Source organism: Saccharospirillum sp., from assembly GCF_040881935.1.
Taxonomy (GTDB): Bacteria; Pseudomonadota; Gammaproteobacteria; order Pseudomonadales; family Natronospirillaceae; genus Saccharospirillum.
This window is the reverse complement of sequence record NZ_JBBECH010000060.1, coordinates 33,573-52,811: the sequence shown is the minus strand read 5'-3', so window position 1 is coordinate 52,811 and position 19,239 is coordinate 33,573. Positions and strand designations below refer to the sequence as shown.

Below are 19,239 nucleotides of genomic sequence, written 5' to 3'. Positions count from 1 at the left end.
GCTCTGGTTAAGCCTCTGCGGGGTAGTCCGCAACATGGAAGTTGCGGCCTAGGCTCCAAGGATGGATTTACGCCGACCCCGCAGTGGTTTAACCAGAGCCTGAGGCGTGCTACGGGCACTGCACAAACCCCAAACTCCGAAATTTGCCTCAGAACAACCGACTCAGCAAAGTTTTAACAGGGGCACTGAGGCCTACCTGGTTGGCGATGCCGGGATGGTACCAGAGGCCTGCATCGCTCGCAGCCTCACGCACGGAATTCGGTACGTTGGCAAGCGGGACGAACAACGGGTGAATGTTCAAGTGATAGTGGCTGAAGGTGTGACGGAAGAGTGTCCAGTCTTCCAGGTCTGCCTCCAGGCCCGTCAGCGCCAGGTGTTGTTCGGCCTGGTCTCGGTTGTCGAACTGGGGGAAGCTGTGCAGGCCGCCCCAGATGCCGCTTTGGGGGCGTTTTTCTAGGTAGACGTTGCCGTCGGGGGCCTGAAGAATCAGCATCCAGGTGTCGCGGGTGGGTTTGTCTTTCTTTGGTTTCGAGGCTGGCAGTTCAGTGGTGCGGCCCTGATGGTAGGCCTTGCATTCGGGTTGTAACGGACAGGCATCGCATTTTGGCCGGCTGCGGGTGCAGACCATGGCGCCTAGATCCATCATCACCTGGTTGAAGTCGCTGACGCGGTTGTCGGGTGTCAGTTGCTCGGCCCAGTCCCAGAGTTGACTGAGGTTAGCCGTGGTGCCGGGCCAGCCTTCCAGAGCGAAGAACCGGCTGAGCACACGTTTGACATTGCCGTCGAGAATGGGCGCGACCGTACCCCGGCTCAGGCTCAGGATGGCGCCAGCGGTGGAGCGGCCGATGCCGGGCAGGTCGCTGACGGCTTCGACGGTTTCCGGGAACACGCCCTTATGGTCTTCCGTCAGTTTCTGAGCTGCTTTGTGCAGGTTCCGCGCCCGGGCGTAGTAGCCCAGGCCGGTCCAGTGGTGGAGTATGTCGTCTTGCGGGGCATCGGCCAGGGCTTCAACGGTGGGAAAACGCTCCATAAAGCGCTGGTAGTAAGGAATGACCGTGGTTACTTGGGTTTGCTGCAGCATGATTTCGGAGATCCATACCCGGTACGGCGTTTTCTGCTGTTGCCACGGCAGGGTTTTGCGGCCGTGGCGGTCGTACCAGTCAAGAACCTGGTGTTGGAACCAGCTCGCGTCGCAATGCATGGGTGTGGTCACTTGCACATCAGTCTTTTAGCATATCCAGGTTGCGAACCGCGCCTTTGTCGGCACTGGTCGCCAGCAAGGCGTAGGCCTTCAGGGCGGCGGTGACTTTGCGTTTGCGCGGTGCGGCCGGTTTCCAGGCCTGGGCACCCCTGCTTGCCATGTCGGCACGGCGTTTTGCTAGCACCTGATCCGAAACATCGACATTGATTGAACGGTTGGGGATGTCGATGACGATGTCGTCGCCGTCCTGAATCAGGGCGATGGCACCACCGGCAGCGGCCTCGGGCGAGGCGTGGCCGATTGATAGGCCGCTGGTGCCGCCGGAGAAGCGTCCGTCGGTGAGCAGCGCGCAGTCTTTACCCAGGCCCTTGGATTTTAGATAACTGGTCGGGTACAGCATTTCCTGCATGCCCGGGCCGCCTTTGGGGCCTTCGTAGCGGATGATGACGACATCGCCAGCTTTCACCTGGTTGTCGAGAATACCGGCGACGGCGGAATCCTGGCTTTCGAAAATGCGGGCCTTGCCGCGGAAGGTCAGAATGCTTTCGTCGACCCCAGCTGTTTTTACCACGCAGCCGTCTTCGGCGATGTTGCCATACAGCACGGCGAGGCCGCCTTCCTGGCTGTAGGCGTGTTCGGCACTGCGAATGCAGCCTTTCTGGCGATCACCATCGAGCGTGGGCCAACGGGTCGACTGGCTGAAGGCTTCCTGGGTGGGAATGCCCGCCGGGCCAGCGCGGAAGAACTGTTTTACGGCTGAGTCTTCAGTGCGCATGATGTCCCACTGGGCCAGGCCTTCGGCCAGAGTGGCGGAATGAACGGTAGGCAGTTCGGAATGTAGCAGGCCAGCGCGGTCGAGTTCACCGAGGAGGCCGTAAACGCCGCCGGCGCGGTGTACGTCTTCCATGTGGTAGTTCGGGTTGTTCGGCGCGACTTTGCACAGCTGGGGAATCTGACGCGACAGGCGGTCGATGTCTTTTAATGTGAAGTCGATTTCGCCTTCCTGGGCGGCGGCCAGCAGGTGCAGAATAGTGTTGGTGGAACCCCCCATGGCGATGTCGAGCGCCATGGCGTTTTCAAAGGCTTTGAAGTTGGCGATGTTGCGCGGCAATAGCGATTCGTCATTGCCTTCGTAGTAGCGTTTGGCAATGTCAACGATGCGATGGCCGGCTTCTTCAAACAGGCGGCGGCGGTCGGAGTGGGTGGCCAGGGTGCTGCCGTTGCCGGGCAGTGAGAGGCCAATGGCTTCGGTCAGGCAATTCATCGAGTTGGCGGTGAACATGCCGGAGCAGGAGCCACAGGTCGGGCAGGCGCTGCGTTCGTATTCGGCGACGGTTTCGTCGTCGGCGCTGTCGTCGGCGGCAATGACCATGGCGTCTACCAAATCCAGGCCATGATCGGAGAGTTTGGTTTTACCGGCTTCCATTGGGCCGCCGGAGACAAAGATGACGGGGATGTTCAACCGCATGGCGGCGTTCAGCATTCCCGGAGTGATTTTGTCGCAGTTGGAGATGCACACCAGGGCGTCGGCGCAGTGGGCGTTCACCATGTATTCGACCGAATCGGCGATGATTTCGCGCGAGGGCAGGCTGTAGAGCATACCGTCGTGACCCATGGCGATGCCGTCATCAACGGCGATGGTGTTGAATTCTTTGGCAACACCACCGGCTTTTTCGATTTCCCGCGCCACCAGTTGACCCATGTCTTTCAGGTGCACATGGCCCGGTACAAATTGGGTAAAGCTGTTGGCGACAGCAATAATGGGCTTCTGAAAATCGTCGTCTTTCATGCCGGTGGCACGCCAGAGGGCGCGGGCGCCAGCCATGTTACGACCGGCGGTGGTGGTTCTGGAACGATACTCGGGCATGGGTAAATCCTGTTGTTTGAATGACAATGCCCATTGGCACCGTCTGATTTATTGGTGTCGGCTCAGTGTAACGCAAGTCGTTGGCCTATGGCTCCGTGGTCTTTTGGCGCCAGGCGTTCGTGTTGGCAACCGGGTAGTCCTGTCCGGGGTCGGCGTGAACCCATCCATGGGGCCTAGACTTCGGCATCCATTCCTCAGACTTCCCCGGACAGGACTACCCGGCAGCCACCACTTAATATGTCGGGTAAATCGTGCCCTGTATTCAGTGCTAAATCTTTGCTGTTACTCAATAGATACGATTGTAACCAAACGGACAGGTGTGGACAGTGCAATATTGCCAATGGATTGTTGCGAAAGCGGTGAAGCCTCTTTGTGTGAGTTACGTATTGAAACAATGCAGCCCGCCTGTTTATCATGTCTTTTCAATTTATTGACTGGAGAAGGGCATGGGGTTTGCCGGGTTGGCTCGTGGTATGAAGGGCATGATGGGGTTGGTTGTTATGATGATTCCAATGTCGGTATTGGCAGAGGAATGGTCTGCAGCTCCTTTGATTGGGTTAGATGGACAGTTTGGTGGTGATTCATTAGCTACGCTTCAATACACGGACGGAACGGAACAAGAGCTTAACGCTGGCAATGGCCTTGTGTTTAACGGGGGCGCTTTGGTGGAAACCCCGGTTACCGGGCTGGATTTGCGAGCAGTTATCGGGTGGAAGTATTCGTCTTCCATGGCATCCAATGTCGATGTTGCGAAAACGGCGTTTCCGGTTGAATTGACCGCTCGGTATGACATTGGCTCTGGTTTATTTGTTGGTGGCGGCCTGACTCGTCATCTGAGCCCAAAATTGACGATAGGAAATGATACCACCGAATATGAAAGCTCAACCGGTTTCGTATTGCGGGCTGGGTGGGAGTTTATAGTTCTAGGCTACTCTAGCTTGGAGTATGACTCGGGGTCGAATACCTATGACGCTTCATCCTTCAATATTGGTTTGGAAGTACCCCTGAACTTTTGAACGGTTGTTTCCGGAGTTGATAAAAAGGGCTGGTTAAAACCAGCCCTTTTGTTGTTGTGAATCACCCGGTAGCCAGCGCGGGCTGAACTCTTAAATCTCGAGTTTTGGAGTTTGCAACATACTGAGTGTCAGGTGCCGGGTATACCTCTCCAGGGTAGTCCGCAACAGGGACGTTGCGGTCTAGGCCCCATGGACGGGTTTACGCCGACCCTGGAGAGGTATACCCGGTGCCTGGCACGGACTCCTGGCAATGCACTAAACCCGAGCCCTCAGTCGTGATAGTGGCACGCTACCTGATGCGTGCCCCGGGCGAACAACAGCTCCGGTTTTTGTTCGGCGCATTTGGCGTCGGCGCGGGGGCAACGGGTGCGGAAGACGCAGCCGGATGGTGGGTTGATCGGGCTGGGCAGGTCGCCTTCGATCAGGATGATCTCTTTGTTGCGTTCGATTTTCGGGTCGGGGATCGGGACCGCTGAAATCAGCGCCTGGGTGTAGGGGTGGCGTGGTTGGCGGTAGATATCCGCCGCATCGGCCACTTCCATTACGTTGCCCAGATAAAGCACCATGATGCGCGTGGAGATGTGCTTGACCACGCTGAGATCGTGGGCGATGAAGATCAACGACAGGCCCATTTTCTTTTGCAGTGACATCAGCAGGTTGATGACCTGGGCCTGAATCGAGACGTCGAGCGCCGAGACCGGTTCGTCGCAGATGATCAGTTTCGGCTTCAGGATCAGCGCCCGGGCGATGCCGATGCGTTGGCACTGGCCGCCAGAAAATTCATGCGGGTAGCGGTTGATCTGGTTGGGGAGCAGGCCGACAGTTTGCATCATGTCGGCGACGCGCTCTTTGACTTCCGCGCGGTTCAGGTTCGGGTAATGGGTTTCCAGCGGCTCGGCGATGATCTGGCCGATGGTCATGCGCGGGTTCAGCGATGCCAGCGGGTCCTGGAAAATCATCTGAATGTCTTTGCGGTGGTTGCGCATGGCTTTGTCTTTCAGCGGGGCCAGATCCTGGCCCAGCCAGACCACTTCGCCGCCTTCAACTGGCAACATGCGGATCACCGCTCGCGCCAGGGTCGACTTGCCGCAGCCGGATTCACCTACGACGCCGAGGGTTTCGCCTTCGTAGAGGTCAAAACTGACGCCGTCGACGGCTTTCAGTTTACCCGGTTTGGTCCACGGCATGGCCCCTTTGGGAAAGATGTCGAAGTAGACTTTCAGGTCGCGGACCGACAGCAGTTTTTCACGCGAATCGGCCGTGGTGGCTGTCAGGTTTTCAGCTTGGATGTGTTCGGTCATACCAGGGCCTCCGGTTCTACGTGGCAGGCGCGTTCACGGTTCAGGCTGTTGTTGTCTGTCAGCGCTGGCTCGGTGTGAATACAGCGATCGTGCGCGAAACTGCATCGTGGCTGAAACGGGCAGCCTTGCGGCGGCTTGAGCATGTTGGGCGGGTTGCCGGGAATGGTTAGCAATTCCTCGCCTTCCTGATCGAGCCGTGGGATGGCGCGCAACAGGCCCTGGGTATAGGGGTGACTCGGGTTTTCGAATAGGGCTTCGGTGGTGCCGTACTCCATCACCCGGCCACCGTACATGACCAGGGTGTTTTCACAGGCTCCGGCGACCACGCCAAGGTCATGGGTGATCAGGATGATGGCAGTTCCGAATTCGTGCTGCAGGTCGCTGAGCAATTTCATGATCTGGGCCTGAACGGTTACGTCCAACGCCGTGGTCGGTTCGTCGGCGATTAGCAGTTGCGGGCGCAGCAGCAGTGACATGGCGATCATCACCCGCTGACGCATGCCGCCGGAGAATTCGTGTGGGTACATGTGAATGCGGTTGCGGGCTTCGGGAATCCGCACCGCATCGAGCATTTTAATCGATTCCTCGAGAGCGTCACGGCGTGACATGCCCTTATGATGCATCAGCACTTCGGTCATCTGGTTGCTGACTTTCATAAAGGGGTTTAGCGAGGTCATCGGGTCCTGAAAGATCATGCCGACTTTGTCGGCGCGAATGCGGTTCATGCCTTGTTCCGGCAAGTTCAGAATTTCAACACCGTCGAATTTGACGCTGCCGCTGGCGTGGCCGTTACGGGCGAGCAGGCCCATGATGGAAAAAGCGGTCTGGCTCTTGCCCGAGCCGGATTCACCGACGATGGCCAGGGTTTCGCCCTTGGCCAGGTCGAAACTGACGCCGTTGACGGCGTTGACCTGGCCATCGAGAGTGTCGAAGCTGACGCCCAGGTCTTTGACTGATAATAAACTCATGATTCAGTGGCTCCTGTGACTCAGCGGTCTTTCGGGTCAAGCGCGTCGCGCAGACCGTCACCGACAAAGAAAAAGCTTAGAAGAGTGGCGATGAAAAAACCGAGTGGGAACAGCAACTGCCAGAGGGTGCCGTAGCGCATGGTGCCCGCGCCGTCGTTGATCAACGCCCCCCAGGAAGTCTGTGGTTCCTGCACGCCTAGCCCCAAAAACGAAATAAATGACTCGGTCAGGATCATCTGCGGAACCAGCAGGGTGGCGTACACCACGACTACGCCAAGCAGATTGGGCACCACATGGCGCAGTACGATTTTGAATGGGCGGACCCCGGAGGCAATGGCGGCTTCTATGTATTCCTTATTCTTGATCGACAGTGTCTGGCCGCGCACGATTCGGGCCATTTCCAGCCAGGAAATGGCGCCAATGCCGATGAAGATCAACAAAATAGACCGGCCGAACATCACCAGCAGCAAGATCAGAAAGAACATGTAGGGAATCGACATCAGGATGTCGACGGTGCGCATCATGATGCTGTCGACGCGGCCGCCGAAGTAGCCGGATATCGCGCCATAGAGTGTACCGATCACCACGGCGATCAAAGCGCCGATGGTGCCTACCAGTAGGGATATTTGGCTGCCCTGAACAGTACGTGCGAACAAATCCCGCCCCAGGTCGTCGATGCCGAAATAGTGACCATTAGCGATGGAAGGTTGGCCCGCATTGGCGGCATTGCCCATTAACGACCAGTCGATGTCCGAATAATGCCAGGCAGCGACAAAGGGGCCAGCAGCGGCAAACACCATGATCAGGCCCAGCATCACAAGCCCGGCCATGGCTGCCTTGTTACGGGAGAAGCGGTGCATGGCATCGCGCCACAGGCTGCGCCCGGCGATGGGTTCGTTGCCGAGGTTTTCGGCAAGCACTTCTACATTGGTTTTCTTGTGCGTCAGCATGATATCAAACCTTAGTAACGAATCTTGGGGTCAATCCAGGCATAAATGATGTCGACCAGCATGTTAAAGGTAATGGTCAGGGTGCCGAGCAGAATGGTGACGCCCATGATGACGGCGTAATCCCGGTTCAGTGCACCATTGATGAAATGCACGCCAATACCGCCGGTGGTGAAGTACGAATCGATGATGACCGAACCGGTGATCATGCCGACAAAAGCCGGGCCGAGATAGGAAACAACCGGCAACATGGCAGGCTTCAGAGCATGGCGCCAAATGATGTAATTGAACGGCAAGCCCTTGGCACGGGCGGTGCGAATGTAGTTGGAATTCAGCACTTCCAGCATACTGGAGCGGGTGATGCGGGCAATGCTGGCCAGAAAGCTGGTGCCGAGTGCAATGGCTGGCAAGATGATGAACTCGATTTGGCCGCCTTGCCAGCCGCCGCCGGGCAGCCAGCCCAGCCAGAGCACGAAGATCAGCACCAGTATCGGCGCCATAACAAAGTTGGGCAGTACCTGGCCGACGATGGCCACGCTGACGGCGCTGTAGTCTGCTGCCGTATTGTGTTTGAGCGCGGCGATGACCCCCAGGCTAACGCCTATACCGACAGCAAATACGAAGGCCCAGAAACCATAGGTCAGGGTAACCGGAAAGCCACTCTCAATCAGATCCAGAACGGTTCTGTCCTGGTAGCGAAATGAAGGGCCAAAATCAAAATCGGTCACAATGTTCCAGATATAGATTCCCAGTTGTTGATAAACCGGTTTATCGAGATTGTACTTGGCTTCAATGTTGTCCATAACCGCCTGGGGAATGGGGCGTTCGGACGTAAACGGACCGCCCGGGGCGGAAAACATTAGAAAAAACGAAACAGATACCAGAATGAGCAGGGTCGGAATCGCAACAGCGATCCGGCGAAGCACGAAATTGAACATAGTGAAGTTGCCTGCAAAATGTTGACCGGCGATTTTACCCAGCCTGATGTTCAAACCGAAAAATAAACCGTACGTAATTCGGTATAAACCCGTAAACCTTTGAAAACAAAAAGGAAACAGTCAAGTGGTTTGAAGAGCAGGGGGGAGTTCTTAAAAACAGCGGCCCGGAGGCCGCTGTGGCTCAGCACGGTGTTAAACGATCACTGTGCGACTTTGTAGAGGTTACGGCTGTAGATGTTCTGCTGAACATCTTCATAAGGCCAGCCTTTCAGATCGGGTTTGACCATAATGATCCCGGTGTAGTGGTAGACCGGCGCTGTGGGCATGTCTTCTGCGGCCAATTCCTCCATTTTGGTGTAGTTGGCGCTTGGGTCAGACATTGTCTGGGCTTCGGCCGACAGGCGGTCGTACTCAGCCGAATTATATTTGGCGTCGTTATAGCCGGAACCGGATTGCATCAGGTCGAGGAAGGTGGAGGCTTCGTTGTAGTCACCGCACCAGGCACCCCGTGCAATCTCAAAATCGCCTTCGCCACGGGTTGTCAGGAAGGTGGTCCACTCCTGGTTTTCCAGAGTGGCTTCAACGCCGAGTTTTTGCTTCCACATCGCGGTGACGGCAATGGCCACTTTGCGGTGGGCTTCGTCGGTGTTGTATAGCAAGGTGGTTCGCAGCGGGTTGTTCGGGCCGTATCCGGCTTCTGCCAGCAATTCTTTGGCACGGGCATCGCGTTCAGCCTGAGTCCACTCGCCCCACTCTACATCAGGTGTGGTGAAGCCTGCCGTCAGCGCTGGTGTGAAGGTGTAAGCCGGGAACTGGCCACCCTGCAACACGTTGTCGACAATGACGTTACGGTCGATGGCATAAGCCAGTGCCTTACGAACACGGGCGTCGTCAAACGGTGCTATTTCGTTGTTAAACGAATAGTAATAATTGCACAGGTGCGGGAATACATGGGCTTCATCAGGGCGCTCGGCTTCCTGAGCCGGGTACTGACCCGCCGGGATCTCCGTTTTGTCCACTTCACCGGCGTCGTAGCGGTTCAGGGCCTGGTTTTCATCGTTAATGACCAGGGTGACCACTTTGTCCATGAAGTTGTTGTCGTTGTCCCAATACAGCTCGTTGCGCTCGCGGACCAGGCGCTCGTTAATCACGTGCTCGGTCAGCACAAAGGCGCCGTTACCGACCAGGTTGCCAGGTTTGGTCCAGTTGTCACCGTGCTCTTCAATCACCCACTGGGGTGACGGGAAGGTGGTGGCGTGGGTGACCATCTGGTCGAAATAGGGCATTGGGCGAGTCAGGTTGACGCGCAGGGTGTGATCATCCAGCGCTTCGACACCCAGTGCCGAGCCTTCCATCTCGCCTTCCAGAATTGCATCGACGTTTTCCAGCGCCATCAGGCTCATGTACCAGGCGTAAGGTGAGGCCAGTTCAGGGTCGACAGCGCGACGCCAGGCGTAGACGAAGTCGTTCGCGGTGACGGGTTCGCCATCGGACCATTGGGCGTCATCACGCAGGTGAAACGTCCAGGTCTGGTTGTCGTCGGTTTCCCAGCGCTCGGCCACGCCTGGCACGATGTTGCCTTCGGCATCGGAATTGAGCAGGCCTTCAAAGAGGTCGCGGACGATGTAGGAGCCATCGACGTCTTCAACGACCTGTGGGTCCAGGGAGGAGGACTCATCCAGCGCGCGGTAGGTGAATACCTGTTCATCAGCCAGCTGTTCGCCGGTGATCGGGTGGGTGTCTTCAGCAAGTACAGGGGTGCCCATCAGTGAGGCTGAAACGACAGCCGCTGCCAGCGTTTTGTGCAGAGTTTTCATGATTAACCCTCTTATAAATTGTTTTATTTTTAGTAGATGACCTATGGAAAGCCGTTACCCGGGTAAAGGAATAGCCCACAACAGTGTCTGTTTCCAGGTCTTAGCCTGATGCGAAACAAGGGATGTAAACTTTCACATCCTGCAATAAACATCAATCTATGCGCCAAAAAAAATGACTGTATGGTTCACTTTACTGGCGATTCTGTGACATGGGCTTGGCAATGGGCTTTGTAAAGAGGGTTTATAGTCGCTGGGTTTTGCAATGTTTCATCGCAGAACCGGGTACGAGGGGGTGGACTGATAAAAAGGAGGCCAGGGTGAGCCCTGGCCTCCTTTTAAACGGTTAGTGGTTTATGTAACCGGCCAGTGTCAGTCGGCAATTTTGTAGAGATTACGGCTATAGATATTTTGCTGAATGTCATCAAAGGGCCAGCCTTTGACATCCGGTTTGAGCATGATGACCTCGGTGTAGTGGTAAACCGGGGCGTTGGGCATGTCGACGGCGATCAGTTCTTCCATGGCTGTGTAGTTGGCACTCGGGTCTCCCTGGGTCTGGGCTTCAGCCGACAGGCGGTCGTATTCTTCGGACTCGTAACCGGCGTCGTTATAGCCCGAGCGGGACTGCATCAGGTCAAGGAAGGTTGAGGCTTCGTTGTAATCACCGCACCAGGCACCGCGCGCAATCTCAAAATTACCTTCGCTACGTGTGGTCAGGAAGGTGGTCCATTCCTGGTTTTCCAGAGCGGCGTTTACACCGAGTTTTTCTTCCCACATGCTGCTAACGGCAATGGCCACCTTGCGGTGGGCTTCATCGGTGTTGTACAGCAGGCTGGTTTCCAGCGGGTTGTCCGGGCCATAACCGGCTTCGGCCAGCAATTCAACGGCGCGGGTGTCCCGTTCTTCCTGAGTCAGCTGCCCCCATTCCACGTCAGGCGTAGTAAACCCTGCGGTAAGCGCCGGGGTAAAGGTGTAAGCCGGGTATTGGCCGCCTTGCAGTACGTTGTCGACAACTACATTGCGGTCGATGGCGTAGGATAACGCCCGACGCACGCGCGGATCGTCGAATGGTTCTACGTTGGTGTTAAAGATGTAGTAATAGTTGCACAGCTGCGGAAAGACGTGGGCCTGGTCCGGATACTCGGACTCCAGGCGTGGGTACTGGCCAGCGGGGACGTCGGTTTTGTCGAGTTCACCAGCGTCATAGCGGTTCAGTGCCTGATTTTCGTCGTTGATGACCAGGGTGACAACCTTGTCCATCAGGTTGTTGTCGTTATTCCAGTATTGTTCGTTACGTTCGCGCACCAGTCGCTCGTTGACCACATGCTCGGTCAGCACGAACGCACCGTTACCGACCAGATTGCCGGGTTTGGTCCAGTCGTCACCGTGTTCTTCAATCACCCATTGGGGTGACGGGAAGGTGGTTGAATGGACCACCATTTGCGCGAAGTAAGGCAATGGCCGACTGAGGCTTACACGCAGAGTGGTGTCATCAATGGCTTCAACGCCCAGCTCAGAGATGTCCATCTCACCTTCGAGGATGGCCTCGACATTCTCAATGGCCATCAGGCTCATGTACCATGAATAGGGTGACGCCAGTTCCGGGTCGACAGCGCGTCGCCAGGCGTAAACGAAATCGTTGGCAGTGACCGGTTCGCCATCGGACCATTTGGCATTATCGCGCAAATGGAAAGTCCAGATCTGGTTGTCTTCGGTCTCGTAGCGCTCGGCCACACCCGGAATCAGGTTGCCCTGCTCGTCTGAGTTGAGCAGGCCTTCAAACAGGTCGCGGACGATGTAGGAGCCGTCGACGTCTTCAACAACCTGGGGGTCCAGTGATGAAGACTCGTCAAGCGCCCGGTAAGTGAACACTTGCTCGTCGGCCAGCGTTTCACCGGTGACTGGGTGGGCATTTTCTGCGGTTTGCCGGGTGTCGGATGATTCAGCCGGCTCCCCGGAGCCGGGTTGCGATGCTGTGTCTTCGCCCTGTGAACAACCTGCCAGCGTAACACCTGCGATCAGTGTGGCGGCCAGTGTCAGGCGCCAATCCATTGCGATGGGTTTCATAATGGGTAATCTCCCTCTATAGAGTTCTATTTGATCTGATTGTTGAATAGGGTCCCGGCCGGAAGAGGTCGTCAGAACGATCGATACGCGTCAAAAGACGGGACCAGACAGCCGAGTGGCGCTGAAACTGTCACAGCCATGGGTAAACATCAACGCGGTATACGAGAAAACGCTACTTATTACGCAATTCTGGCAATGGCGGGGTAAAAATACGGAATCAGGTCACACTGTCAGCCGTGTTCGGCTTCCATCACTTCGACCAGGTTGCTGAGTTCCCGTTGCAGGGCAGCGTCGTCCCCTAGGTTGACTTCGACCAGACGACGCAAGTGAGAGGCAGTGTCGACATCCATTGTCAGAATGTTCAGCCCACAAGCGTGACGTTCCGAGTGGCAGTAGGCCACTTCGACTTCCATGGTTAACACAACGTCACTCTGATCGAGCTGGACGATGAGTTGACCCTTGCTGTTGGTCTCGGGAAGGTGATCGGTGTCACCTAGAACGATCAGAGCACCTTTGAGGCTGATATCCCGTAAGATGCCGGGGTACAGATTGGGGTTTGCCGGGTCACTCAGGCGCAGTTCAACCCGGGCATCGAATTCAATGCGTTGAAAGCGTCTATGGTTGTTAGACATAAAAGTCTCCTGATGACACGACCTTTCCGGTTATCGGCTGAGGCGGGAAAAAGTAAATGGATAATCATTTCCCATTGAATTCACTATAGTTGGCGCTCATTTAGGGTGCAATCATTAAGGAGACCACCATGGCCAGATCCACCGAATTACCCGCCGCCAGCTCAGCGCTGCCCGGTCGGGAGACGCCGTTACCTGTCGATTATCAGCACGCCGTTTTTGACACTGACATGCGTGACACGCCCGATGGCTGCGAAGAGATCATTCTCGCCATGGGCTGCTTCTGGGGCGCAGAGCGCCATTTCTGGACATTGCCTGGTGTGCGCAACACGGCGGTTGGGTATGCCGGTGGTCTGACACCGAACCCGACCTATGAAGAGGTTTGTTCCGGCCTTACCGGTCATACCGAGGCCGTGCGCGTGGTGTATGACCCCAGGCAGGTGTCGCTGGCGGCCCTGTTGAAAGCATTCTGGGAAGCGCACGACCCGACCCAGGGCATGCGTCAGGGTAACGATATTGGTACTCAGTACCGTTCGGCCATTTATGGCTCAGAAGAGCAATTGGTTGTTGTAGAACAGACGCGTGAGGCGTTTGAAAAAGCTTTGAAAGCGCAGAGTAAAGGCAGGATTACCACAGACATAGGCCCGGTGCCGCCGTTTTACTATGCCGAGACCTACCATCAGCAGTATTTGCTGAAAAACCCCAACGGGTACTGCGGTCTCAAAGGCACTGGAGCTGTTTGTCCGCTGTAGTGGCTGATTCAGATTTTCAGAGTTTACTCAGCCTTACACAGGCCTCGGTCAGTTGTGCTTCGTCGTAAAAAGCGAAACACAACCGCATGGCGCTGGCCTGGCCGGGCGAGGCTGAGAACTTGCCACCGGGTTGAAAGCCTGTGCCGAGCTGATGCGCCTGAGGCAGCATCGCTTCAGTATCCGCGCCGTTCAGCCAGTTTGCCCAAATAAAATAGCCGCCCGTGGGTACGGTAAATCTAATACGTTCTCCCAGATGATCCGTCAATCCCGCCACCAGTGTTGCTAGCCGACGCCGATAGACCTCTGTTAATCGCACCAGGTGTTGATCAAATCGACCATCTTCAAGTAAAGGCCTGACCAGGCTGGACGTAACCGGAGCCAGACCACCACCGCTTGCCAGCAAGGCACTACCAGTCAATGGAACCAGAATCTCCGACGATCCCTGGATCCAGCCCAGCCGCAAGCCAGGCGCCAGAAGCTTGGCAAAGGAGCCGATCGACAACACCGGCGCCCGTTCATCCAGGCTTGCCAGCGAGTCAGGCGGTGGCTCGGCATAATGCAGATACTGATACACCTCATCGGCCACCACCGGGCAACCGGTATCCCGTGCGAGCGAGACCAGCTGCGCTCTGCGTTCAGCACTCTGGGTTATACCGGTTGGGTTGTGAAAGGTGGGAATGGTGTAAAAGAAAGCTGGCTTGTGCTGCTCTATCAACGCCGCCAGTTCCAGAATATCGACACCGCCCTGATCCATTGGCACCGCCACAGCGGTGAGGCCATGGTCGGCCAATTGTTTGCGGGCGATAAAATAGGTGGGGTCTTCCACCAGCACCGTATCGCCGGGTTGGCTGAACCGGGTGCAGATCATGTCGAGCGCGTTGGAAGAGCCGGTGGTAATCATCAGGTGTTCGGGACTGGTCGGCCGGGCCTGGCGCTGATTCAACCAGTGCGCCAGTGCGTACCGAAAACGCTCGTCGCCCGCTTCGGTTCCATAGGCCAGAACTGAAGCATCGACACAGGACTGCTCAAATAGGTCCGCGGGAAGCAGAGCCGGATCGGGTTGGCCAATGCCAAGATCAATGCGATCAGCAGTGGGCATTAGTTGCGCGGTTTGCCAGGTCATGCAGCGGGCTCGTCTGACGGGGCTGGGTGGTTTGCCAGTGACAGGCCACTCAGAGTTGCCAGCAGGGAGCAGACGAACATGGCCAGCGCGATGCGCTGAATGGAGCCATCAACGATCCAGGTGGAGGCGGTGCTGATGGTGCCGGCGACAATGAACTGGGCCGCACCGATCAGGGCGCTGGCTGTACCGCTGAGTCGACCAAAGTGTTCGAGATAAGCCGATTGGTTATTCGGGGCAATGGCACCAATGGTGCCGCCAACCAGAATCATCATCGGCAGGAAAGCCCAGAGACTCTGATTATTGATGCCCAGGAACAGATTCATCAGCAACAAAGCCCCGACCTGAATCACCAGAGCGATTTTAAGCAACAGCACCGGCGAATAACTCAGCAACAGACGCCGGTTCAGGGTGCCTAAAACGCCCATGCAGACCACGCCAGAGGCAAACGCGATGGAAAACTGGGCGTTGTTCAAGCCAAACCAGGTCTGGTACATAAACGAAGCGTGGGTGACAAACAGCATCACTGTGCTGAACGCCAGAGACTGAATCACGATGTGTCGCCAGGCCATGGGGTGGCGCAGCACGGCCAGATAATTGGTCAGCAACCGCGAAACCGGTTCTTTGGCCCCGGTTTTCCGCGGCTGATGGCGCAAAAGGCGAAACCACATCAATATACCCACGCCGACGGCGTAGACCGACAGGAAGTAGAAAATCAGCGGCCAACGGCCAATCCACAGCAGAATCGAACCGAGGGAGGGAGCGATAGCTGGAGCAATGAACATGATCAGAGCAATCAGCGAAAACAGCCGCGCTGCATCCCGGCCCCGGGCGGTGTCGCGTACCAGTGCCGGCACGCTGACGGCGATCCAGCCACCACCGAAGGCCTGAGTCAGCCGCCAGAGAATCATCCACTGCACATCGGTGCTTTGGCCGATGGCGATGGCGCTGATAGCGTAAACACCGAGCCCGGTAAGCAACACCGGCGCCCGGCCATACCGGTCTGATAAGGGGCCGCCGATGATTAGGCCCAGGGCAAGACCAAACAGATACAGGCTTAGAGTAAGAGAGACCTGATTCTGGCTGACACCCAGGTCTTCGGCGATCACCGGGAAGGCGGGCAAATAGGCGTCGATGGCCAGCGGGCCGAGGGCCATGGTGGCAGCAAGCAGAATTGAAAATTGCAGCGTGGTTTTCATGCGAACCTGTTAGTTGGGGTCGTACTGCAGGGTCGTTTGGGAGTTACCTGCAAAAGATGACCGATCATACAGAATTTGGCGGGCCAGCGCCGGGTTCCAAAGGTAACCAAATCGGGTCGCAGTGTTCAGATCGGGCTACATTCTAAGGTAGAGAAGGAGGGTAGACTGGCGGACCCGGGCGGGAACCGTTAATCTCCAGCTCACTCAAACACGGTTAAGACGAACTCGAATGTCGACTTCCAGCACTGCATTCACAATCACCCCGTCAACGCCCAAAACTGGCCTGGCTCTGCTCGGTGGTTTGGCCGTCATTGCCATCTGGTCTGGCTGGCTGGTGTTGTCGCGGCTGGGCGTGCAAACCGTGCTGACCCCGGCTGACATCACCTTATTACGCTACGTCACCGCGGCACTGTGCACGCTGCCCTGGGCACTGACCTACCCCTGGCGGAGTGCGCAGTGGGGCCGGGCGCTGGTCGTCGCCCTGGGTTGTGGCTTTCCCTATACCCTGCTCAGTTTTTACGGTCTGCAACTGAGCCCGGCGGCTCAGGCGGGTGTGCTGGTCAATGGCAGTCTGCCGGTGATCAGTGGATTGTTGGCGATCGTGTTATTGAAACAACGCTTTCGAGCAGGTGCCTGGGTGGGCGTTGCTCTGGTAGTCGTTGCCAATGGACTGATGGTAGGGCCAACACTGGTGCATCATTCGGTTCCTGTGGCAGGCCTGCTGCTGTTGTTTTCTGCCGCCTGGATGATGTCGATCTACATGACGGCCATAAAAGCCTGGCAAGTCAGCACCCGCGATATTCTGGTCTGGGTGCCCTGGATCAACGGTTTGATGTTTATTCCCATCTGGTGGCTGATGCCGCATGTTTTACCGGAAGCGCCCCTGAACGATGTACTGCTGCAAGTGGTTTACCAGGGTATCATCGTCAGTGTACTGGCGTTATTTCTGCTCGGCTTCGTGATTCGCGAGCTGGGCTCGATGACCAGTTCGCTGTTTATGGCCTTTGTGCCCGCCAGTGCTGCTTTGCTGGCCATCCCCGTTCTGAACGAATGGCCCGATACCTTGCAATGGGGCGCCATCGCGCTCTGTACTCTGGGGCTGATGGTATATGGCTGCAGCCAGCAACAACAAAATAGAGCTTCAAAACAGTAATACCCTTCACCTTTTCCAACGTCATTTTTTCCAGATTCCGACCGAGTCTAACTCTGATCGTTTTACGCCCAATGTCTAATGGGATCCGAGGGTCATTCGGCGCATAGTTTTTATCAAAGTGTTGAAGCTATGAACGCGATTAGTGCTGGCTGCTGGCACGGCTTCCTGGCAACGCACACGGAACGTACGCCAACAACAATGGTGAACCTATGACCCAGACGCCCGCTGTTCTCGATTATTTTTCTGAATATCAGGCCAGTGTGAACGACCCGGATGCTTTTTGGCTGGCGCAAAGCAAACGCATCGACTGGTACAAGGCTCCGACTCAGGGAGCCAGCCTTGATCAGGAAGGGCTGTATCGCTGGTTTGCCGATGGTGAGCTCAATACCGCCTATCTGGCATTGGATGCACAGATTGATGCTGGCCGGGGCGAGCAGGTGGCGCTGGTTTATGATTCGCCGGTCACCGCAACCGTGAAACGCTTTACCTACCTTGAATTGCGGGATGCGACCGCGCGGGTTGCCGGTGTGTTGCGGGGCTTGGGTGTGGGCAAGGGTGACCGGGTCGTGATTTACATGCCCATGGTGCCGGAAACTGTCATGGCCATGTTGGCCTGTGCCCGCCTCGGGGCTGTGCATTCGGTCGTGTTCGGTGGGTTTGCCGCCCATGAACTGGCGGTGCGTATTGATGATGCCGAGCCGACGGTGGTGATTTCGGCGTCTTGTGGCATCGAAGTCAACCGGGTCATCGAATACAAGCCTATTCTGGATGCTGCACTGAACGAGGCTCGTCACAAACCCGCTTCGACGCTGATTCTGCAACGGCCGCAGGTGGTCGCATCAATGCAGACCGGGCGGGATCTGGACTGGGACGAAGCACTGACGATGGCTGAACCCGCGGATCCGGTTGCGGTAAAGGCGACTGACCCGCTTTATGTGCTGTATACCTCGGGCACCACGGGCAAGCCCAAGGGCGTGGTGCGCGATAACGGTGGCCATGCGGTGGCCATGCATTACAGCATGGAAGTCGTCTATGGCATGAGCCCTGGCGAGGTTTTCTGGGCCGCTTCTGACGTCGGCTGGGTGGTCGGACATTCCTACATTGTCTACGCCCCGCTGATCTTTGGCTGCACCACGGTACTGTATGAGGGTAAGCCGGTTAAAACGCCGGATGCCGGTGCGTTCTGGCGGATGGTCGCCGACCATAAAGTGGCGGCGCTCTTTACCGCGCCTACTGCGTTTCGGGCGGTCAGAAAAGAAGATCCCGACGCCGCCCTGATGGCCCAATACGATACGTCGAGTTTGCAAAAACTGTTTCTGGCCGGAGAGCGCCTCGACCCGCCGACCTACGACTGGCTGGTCGAAAAGACCGGGTTACCGGTGCTCGATCACTGGTGGCAAACAGAGACCGGCTGGGCCATTGCCTGTAACCCGGTGGGTATAGAGCAGATGCCGGTCAAGGCCGGTTCGGCGACGTTGCCGACACCGGGCTTTCAGGTCGAGATACTGGATGCCTACGGAGAACCCTGTGATGTCAACCAGCAGGGTGCGGTCGCCATACGGTTACCGATGCCGCCGGGGTGTCTGCCGACTATCTGGCGCGACAGCGACCGTTTCAGGTCGGGCTATCTGGCGCAATATCCGGGGTACTATTTGTCTGGCGACGGCGGCTACCGGGATGAGGGCGGGTACCTTTTCGTGATGGGCCGCCTGGATGATGTGATCAACGTAGCCGGTCACCGGCTTTCTACCGGCGAGATGGAGGAGATTGTTGCGGCTCACCCGGCCGTTGCCGAATGCGCTGTCTTTGGCGTTCACGATGAATTGAAAGGCGAGTTGCCGCTTGCCATGGTAGTACTGAAAGACGGCTTCGTGGGCGATGAAGACGCCTTAAAGGCGGAGCTGGTCGCTTCGGTACGACAGCAGATCGGCGCCTTAGCCTGTTTTAATCAGTCGCTGGTTGTCGATCGGTTACCGAAGACCCGTTCCGGTAAAATACTGCGCAAAACCCTGCGCCAGATGGTTAATGGCGAAGAATTGCAGGTTCCCTCGACCATCGACGACCCGGCCATTCTGGATGAGATTCGCGAACGTCTGAGTGATTGACGGATGAACACGGTTAGATAGTACCAGAAAACCCCGTTATCCGATTCCTCATATACGCGCCGCTGTCGATTTTCTGGTGACCGAAGTACCGCTGCTGCATAGCTGAGTGGATGGCGTTCGGGTTGGGGTTGCCGGGCACGGTACCCCTGTGGTTTGATCGCA

The 19,239-nt window shown here is 56.7% G+C and carries 15 protein-coding genes; 4 read left to right on the top strand and 11 right to left on the bottom strand.

Translation table 11 applies throughout. The features are described 5' to 3' along the window. Positions 1-148: 148 nt before the first annotated feature. Together mutY and ilvD are read right to left on the bottom strand one after the other, a co-directional pair. Positions 149-1,219, bottom strand: coding sequence for an A/G-specific adenine glycosylase (gene mutY / locus WEB54_RS11310; protein WP_368054417.1), 1,071 nt, complete (start codon positions 1,217-1,219; stop codon positions 149-151). Between the two features lies 1 nt (position 1,220). Next, positions 1,221-3,068, bottom strand: a complete 1,848-nt coding sequence (gene ilvD / locus WEB54_RS11305) for a dihydroxy-acid dehydratase (protein ID WP_368054419.1) — start codon at positions 3,066-3,068, stop codon at positions 1,221-1,223. Positions 3,069-3,514: 446 nt separating this feature from the next. Here ilvD and WEB54_RS11300 point away from each other — a divergent pair, with 446 nt between their 5' ends. Beyond that, the gene (locus tag WEB54_RS11300) at positions 3,515-4,084 is read left to right on the top strand and encodes a hypothetical protein (protein WP_368054421.1); all 570 of its coding nucleotides are present in this window, start codon (positions 3,515-3,517) and stop codon (positions 4,082-4,084) included. Positions 4,085-4,353: 269 nt separating this feature from the next. On the opposite strand, the gene oppF is transcribed toward WEB54_RS11300, so the two are convergent. The 7 genes from oppF to WEB54_RS11265 all read right to left on the bottom strand — a co-directional run bounded on the left by oppF (position 4,354) and on the right by WEB54_RS11265 (position 12,751). Further along, positions 4,354-5,385 carry a murein tripeptide/oligopeptide ABC transporter ATP binding protein OppF gene (oppF, locus tag WEB54_RS11295; RefSeq protein WP_368055712.1) on the bottom strand — a complete coding sequence of 344 codons (1,032 nt, stop codon included), beginning with the start codon at positions 5,383-5,385 and terminating at the stop codon, positions 4,354-4,356. Beyond that, positions 5,382-6,353: an oligopeptide/dipeptide ABC transporter ATP-binding protein gene (locus WEB54_RS11290; RefSeq protein ID WP_368055710.1), complete on the bottom strand. Its 972-nt coding sequence runs from the start codon at positions 6,351-6,353 to the stop codon at positions 5,382-5,384. Before WEB54_RS11290 ends, oppF begins: the two co-directional genes overlap by 4 nt. Before the next feature lie 20 nt (positions 6,354-6,373). After that, a complete protein-coding gene (locus tag WEB54_RS11285) occupies positions 6,374-7,303 on the bottom strand; it encodes an ABC transporter permease subunit (RefSeq protein WP_368055708.1) in 930 nt (309 codons plus the stop codon). A gap of 11 nt (positions 7,304-7,314) precedes the next feature. Next, positions 7,315-8,238, bottom strand: coding sequence for an oligopeptide ABC transporter permease OppB (gene oppB / locus WEB54_RS11280; protein WP_368055706.1), 924 nt, complete (start codon positions 8,236-8,238; stop codon positions 7,315-7,317). 200 nt (positions 8,239-8,438) lie between these two features. Further along, on the bottom strand, positions 8,439-10,055 hold the full coding sequence (locus WEB54_RS11275) for a peptide ABC transporter substrate-binding protein (RefSeq protein WP_368055704.1): 1,617 nt from the start codon (positions 10,053-10,055) through the stop codon (positions 8,439-8,441). Between the two features lie 369 nt (positions 10,056-10,424). After that, a complete protein-coding gene (locus tag WEB54_RS11270) occupies positions 10,425-12,119 on the bottom strand; it encodes a peptide ABC transporter substrate-binding protein (RefSeq protein ID WP_368055702.1) in 1,695 nt (564 codons plus the stop codon). Between the two features lie 230 nt (positions 12,120-12,349). Continuing rightward, entirely contained in the window at positions 12,350-12,751 is a 402-nt protein-coding gene (locus WEB54_RS11265) for a PilZ domain-containing protein (protein ID WP_368055701.1), read from the bottom strand. 128 nt (positions 12,752-12,879) lie between these two features. Between WEB54_RS11265 and msrA the strand changes: the two genes are divergently transcribed. Continuing rightward, a complete protein-coding gene (msrA, locus tag WEB54_RS11260; protein ID WP_368055699.1) occupies positions 12,880-13,500 on the top strand; it encodes a peptide-methionine (S)-S-oxide reductase MsrA in 621 nt (206 codons plus the stop codon). 16 nt (positions 13,501-13,516) lie between these two features. Here msrA and WEB54_RS11255 read toward each other — a convergent pair whose 3' ends face one another. Together WEB54_RS11255 and WEB54_RS11250 are read right to left on the bottom strand one after the other, a co-directional pair. Continuing rightward, a complete protein-coding gene (locus WEB54_RS11255) occupies positions 13,517-14,623 on the bottom strand; it encodes a PLP-dependent aminotransferase family protein (protein ID WP_368055697.1) in 1,107 nt (368 codons plus the stop codon). Then, positions 14,620-15,819 carry a multidrug effflux MFS transporter gene (locus tag WEB54_RS11250; RefSeq protein WP_368055695.1) on the bottom strand — a complete coding sequence of 400 codons (1,200 nt, stop codon included), beginning with the start codon at positions 15,817-15,819 and terminating at the stop codon, positions 14,620-14,622. Before WEB54_RS11250 ends, WEB54_RS11255 begins: the two co-directional genes overlap by 4 nt. Positions 15,820-16,048: 229 nt before the next feature. Between WEB54_RS11250 and WEB54_RS11245 the strand changes: the two genes are divergently transcribed. Together WEB54_RS11245 and WEB54_RS11240 are read left to right on the top strand one after the other, a co-directional pair. After that, the gene (locus WEB54_RS11245) at positions 16,049-16,972 is read left to right on the top strand and encodes a DMT family transporter (protein WP_368055693.1); all 924 of its coding nucleotides are present in this window, start codon (positions 16,049-16,051) and stop codon (positions 16,970-16,972) included. Between the two features lie 209 nt (positions 16,973-17,181). After that, positions 17,182-19,077 carry a propionyl-CoA synthetase gene (locus WEB54_RS11240; RefSeq protein ID WP_368055691.1) on the top strand — a complete coding sequence of 632 codons (1,896 nt, stop codon included), beginning with the start codon at positions 17,182-17,184 and terminating at the stop codon, positions 19,075-19,077. The last annotated feature ends 162 nt before the right edge of the window (positions 19,078-19,239 follow it).